Genomic DNA, 4,265 nt, shown 5'->3' with positions numbered 1-4,265 from the left:
CCCCGCCGCAGCGCCCGCCCCTGGCGCAGCGTCCGCCCCGGCCGCGCCGCCCGCGCACGTCGGCCCCGTCCCGGCGTCGGCGCGCGCCGTCGCGCCGGACGTCGCGCGCGGGCTCGCGCTGCTGGGCATCGCGATCGCCAACGCGACCGCACACGTCGTCGGCGGAGCCGTCGGGATCGGCTCGCGGCCCGTGGACGGGTCGACGCTCGACCGCGTGGTCGACGGCGTCGTGTCGTTGTTCGTCGACCGGCGCACCATGCCGATGTTCGCGCTGCTCTACGGGTACGGCATCGGCGTCGTCGTCCGCCGCCGCGCCGCCGCGTGGGTGCCGTGGGACGCGTGCCGGTCCGACCTGCTGCGGCGCGCGGGCGTGCTGCTGGCGTTCGGCGCCGCGCACGTGCTGCTGCTGTTCGGCGGCGACATCCTCACGGCGTACGGGGTCGCCGGGCTGCTCGCGGTCACGCTCGTGCGCGCGTCCGACCGCACGCTCCTGGTCGTCGCGGGCGTGAGCCTGATCGCCGCCGGGCTCGTCAACGGGGCGATGGAGAGCCTGGTCGTCATGGCCGCGTCGTGGGACGGCGGCGAGGCCATCGCCATGCCCGTCGACCAGACCGTGCTCGCGGGTGTGCTCACGCGCGTCTCGGCGGGCGTCGTCGCGGCACCCATCGGCGCGCTCGTCGCGCTGCCGCTGCTGCTGCTGGGCCTGTGGGCCGCGCGCCGCGAGGTCCTCGAGCGGCCCGCCGACCACCTGCCGCTGCTGCGCCGCACCGTCGTCGTCGGGCTCGCGGTGAGCGTGCTCGGCGCGGTGCCGCACGCGTCGTCCGTCGCGGGCCTGCGAGACCCGTCGGCGCTCGACGTGCTCGGCACGGGGACGCTGCACCTGATCACGGGTGCGGCGGGTGGCGTCGCGTTCGCGGCGCTCGTCGGGTGGGTCGTCGCGGCGCGCGGGCTGACGCTCGCGACGCTGGGTCCGGTGGGCCGCGCGCTGCGGGCCGTCGGCACGCGGTCGCTCACGTGCTACCTGCTGCAGTCCGTGCTGTTCGTGCTGCCGCTCGCGCCGTGGGCCGGCGGGCTCGGCGTCGGCATGGGCAGCGCGCAGGTCGTCGCGTGGGGCGTCGGCGTGTGGCTCGTGACCGTCGTCGTCGCGGTGTCGCTCGAGGCCGCGGGCCGGCGCGGCCCGGCCGAGGCGCTCTACCGCCGCCTCGTGTACCGGGCCGCGACGGCCGCGTGACCCGCCGGGGCGGGCGCGGTCAGAACGGGCAGCTCGTCCGCACGTCGGACAGCGCCGTGTCGGCGGGCGCCGGGCACAGGAACTGCGTGTAGCGCTGGTCGTCGTCGACGAACCGCTTGAGCCACGCGATCGAGTACTTCGCGATCGTGGTGTTCGACAGGTTCGGCGCGAAGTGCGACGCGCCGCGCAGCTCGAGGTAGCTGCGCGGCGTCGTCGCCGGCAGGGTCTGGTAGAACGGCCGCGCGTGCGTGACCACCGAGGCCACCGAGTCGTTCTGCGCGCCGAAGATCAGCGTGGGCGTCGTGATCTCGGGCCACGTCTTGTCGAGGTTCCACGGCGTCAGCGGGATGATCGCCTTGAGGCCGGGCCGGCTCTTGGCCGCCTCGAGCGTCCCGCCGCCGCCCATCGAGTGCCCCATGACGGCGAGGCGGGCGGGGTCGACGCGGTCGGCGACGTCGCTGCGCTGCGTGAGGTAGTCGGCCGCGGCGAGCAGCTGGCGCCCGCGCGACGCGGGCTGGTCGACGCGCGTGAGCGTGTCGATCGTGAAGACCACGAAGCCCTGCGACGCCAGGCGCGGGCCGAGCCACGCGATGCTCGACTCGCCCGCGGTGTACCCGGGGGCGATGACGACGCCCCCGAAGCGCCCCTGCGACGTGTCGGTCGGGTAGTAGATCGTCCCGCCGCCGAACCCGGACACGAGGGACGACACGCGCGATGTCGAGGTCGCGAACGGCCCGCGCGCGGCCTCGATGCTCTGGACGGTCGGGTCGGGGCCGCGCTGGTCGGCGGCCTGCGCGGGCAGGCTCCCGGTGAGGGTGAGGGCGAGCCCCAGGATCACGGCGGCCAGGGGACGCCGGGTGGTGCGAGCGGTCACGTCATCGTCCTCTCGGTCGGCGCCCGGCCTTCTGCGGGCGCGCCACAGGGGCGGTCCCGCCCCTGGTCACGACCCTAGAGGCCGGCGGACACACTTGTCACGCACCGTCGTGACAAGTGGCACCTGCCCTGTCACTGACCGGGGTCGACGTCGGCGTCGAGCACCGCGTGCAGCCAACCGGGCCCGACCGCCGCGACCCCCGGCAGCCGAGCCCACAGGCCCCGGTCGGCCGTCACCACCACGAGCCCCGAGCCGGCCCCCGCGGCGCGCAGGACGACCTCGGCGTCGCCGTCCCGCGGCGCACGGTGCACGTGCAGCCCGTCGCCCTCGGGCGGGACGGCGTCGCGCGCGCGCCCCTCCAGCACCACCTCGACCCGCTCGACCCGCCACGGCTCCCCCGCCGACCCCGCGACGACGCGCCCCGGCAGCGCCGCCAGCCGCGCGAGCAGGCGCGTCGCCGCGCCCGCGCGGTCGCGCCACCAGCCGTCGGGCCGCGCGCCGACGACGTTCGCGGCGTCGACGAGCAGGACGACGTCCCGCACCGGTGCCGGCTCGTCGTCCCCGGCGGTGGCGCCTACGGCCGTGTCGGGTCGCGCCGCGTCGCCTCCCGCCACGCCCGGCCCGATCACGTCGCCGGTCACGACGCCGGACGGTCCGCGCCGGTCCGCGCCCGGCGCGCCGAGCGCACCAGGTCGGCGACGCCGATCGCGAGCGCGACCGCCACGAGCGCGACCGTCGCCCGCAGGCCGTGCGCGGCGCCGACGCCCGCGTCGCCCCCGGCCGCACCGGCGAAGTAGAGGCTCCCGACGACCGCGATCCCGGTCGCGGCCCCCAGCCGCTGCCCCGTCTGCAGCACGCCGCCCGCCGCACCCGCCTGCTCGACCGGCACCTGCGACAGGGTCACGGTCTGGTTGGGCGCGATGACCAGCCCCGAGCCGACGCCCGCGACGAGCAGCGGCGGCGCGATCCACCACGCGATGCCCGGCGACACGCCCCGCACGGCCAGCAGCACGTCGGTCGCTGTCACCCCGACGAGCACGAGCACGAGCCCCGCCACGACGACGTGCCGCCCGCGGCTGCCGACCAGCCGCCCGCCGACGGCGGACGACACCGCCGAGCCGAGCGCGAACGGCGTGATCGCGGCGCCCGCCTCGAGCGGCGAGTAACCCGCCCCGTTCTGCAGGAAGAGCGCGAGGACGAAGAAGATCGCCGTGAACCCCGAGAAGTACGTGAGCGCGAGCAGCGCGCCCGGGGTGAAGCCGGGCCGGCGGAACAGCGACGGCTGCACCATCGGCGTCCGGCCGCGCGCCGTCACGCGGTGCTCCCACGCCACGAACCCGACGAGCGCGACCACACCCGCGGCCGCGAGCGCGAGGTCGCCCGGCGCCCAGGCGCGCGACACCGTCGGCCACAGCACGCCGACCACGCCGACGCCCAGCAGGACGGCACCGACCGCGTCGAGGTCGGCGGCGCGCTCGCGCCGCCCGGGCGGGTCGAGGTAGCGCAGCGCGAGGACGACCGCGAGCACCGCGACCGGCAGGTTGACGAGGAACACCCACCGCCACCCCTGCTCGGGCCCGGCGACCGCGAGGATCACGCCGCCGAGCAGCGGCCCGACGGCGGTCGAGATGCCGATGGTCGTGCCGAGGCGCCCGAACGCACGCCCGCGCTCGGCGCCGCGGAACAGCTGCTGGATGAGCCCGGACACCTGCGGGTTGACGATGCCGCCGCCCACGCCCTGCACGAGCCGCGCGACCACCAGCCACGTGCCGTCCTGCGCGGTGCCGGCCAGCAGGCTGCCGAGCGCGAACACGCCGATCCCGGCGATGAGGACGTCGCGCCGCCCGAACGCGTCGCCGAGCCGGCCCGCGCCGACGAGCACGAGCCCGAACGCCAGCGCGTACCCCGACACGACCCACTGCAGCGCAGCCTCGGACGCACCGAGCGCGTCACGGACCGACGGCAGCGCGACGTTGACGATGCTCACGTCGAGCAGGGTCATGAACCCCACCGCGAGGCACACGGACAGCGCCCGCCACCGGCGCGGGTCGGGCTCGTACGCGTCGTCGGCGCTCACGTCGGCGAATCTACGGGCGCCGGCGCGCGTCGGCGCGTCGGCCCGGGCCGCGGCGCGGGCCCCGGTGCCGTGGCGGCCCGGGC

At 77.3% G+C, this 4,265-nt stretch carries 4 protein-coding genes; 1 reads left to right on the top strand and 3 read right to left on the bottom strand.

Translation table 11 applies throughout. From position 1 onward, the window contains the following. On the top strand, nt 1-1,231 hold a 1,231-nt coding region (locus tag CS2_RS17825; protein ID WP_082740352.1), incomplete at its 5' end, for a DUF418 domain-containing protein. A gap of 19 nt (nt 1,232-1,250) precedes the next feature. Here the strand turns inward: CS2_RS17825 and CS2_RS17820 are convergent. The 3 genes from CS2_RS17820 to CS2_RS17810 form a co-directional block, all read right to left on the bottom strand. After that, nucleotides 1,251-2,105, bottom strand: a complete 855-nt coding sequence (locus CS2_RS17820; RefSeq protein ID WP_070320977.1) for a dienelactone hydrolase family protein — start codon at nt 2,103-2,105, stop codon at nt 1,251-1,253. A gap of 131 nt (nt 2,106-2,236) precedes the next feature. Next, on the bottom strand, nt 2,237-2,746 hold the full coding sequence (locus tag CS2_RS17815; protein ID WP_082740351.1) for a hypothetical protein: 510 nt from the start codon (nt 2,744-2,746) through the stop codon (nt 2,237-2,239). After that, the gene (locus tag CS2_RS17810; protein WP_070320976.1) at nt 2,743-4,182 is read right to left on the bottom strand and encodes an MFS transporter; all 1,440 of its coding nucleotides are present in this window, start codon (nt 4,180-4,182) and stop codon (nt 2,743-2,745) included. Before CS2_RS17810 ends, CS2_RS17815 begins: the two co-directional genes overlap by 4 nt. Between the last annotated feature and the right edge of the window lie 83 nt (nt 4,183-4,265).

The organism is Cellulomonas iranensis NBRC 101100 = JCM 18110, from assembly GCF_001552375.1.
Taxonomy (GTDB): domain Bacteria; phylum Actinomycetota; class Actinomycetes; order Actinomycetales; family Cellulomonadaceae; genus Cellulomonas; species Cellulomonas iranensis.
Note: the sequence above shows the minus strand (reverse complement) of the source record. Positions and strands in the feature narration are given on the sequence as shown.